Consider the following 334-nt stretch of genomic DNA (forward strand, 5'->3'; position numbering starts at 1 on the left):
TTGGTTCCGCAGGTTGTGTTCCTGTTACTTCCCAAGTACAAGTTGTGTTGTTGAATGTTGCAGTTTCGTAACATTCTGTAGTTGGTTCTGCAGGTTGTGTTCCTGTTACATCCCAAGTACAAGTCGTGTTGTTGAATGTTGCAGTTTCATAACATTCCGTAGTTGGTTCTGCAGGTTGTGTTCCTGTTACATCCCAAGTACAAGTCGTGTTGTTGAATGTTGCAGTTTCATAACATTCTGTAGTTGGTTCCGCAGGTTGTGTTCCTGTTACTTCCCAAGTACATGTATTATTATTAAATGTTGCAGTTTCATAACATTCTGTTGTTGGTTCCGC

1 protein-coding gene is annotated in these 334 nt (G+C 40.7%); it reads right to left on the bottom strand.

Annotated features, from left to right (window positions below; all coding sequences use genetic code 11):
- The coding region (locus CXF54_RS12985) for a hypothetical protein (RefSeq protein WP_198551073.1) at positions 1 to 334 on the bottom strand (334 nt) is incomplete at both ends.

Origin of the sequence: Olleya sp. 1-3 (genome assembly GCF_002836085.1) — a bacterium.
Lineage (GTDB): Bacteria > Bacteroidota > Bacteroidia > Flavobacteriales > Flavobacteriaceae > Olleya > Olleya namhaensis.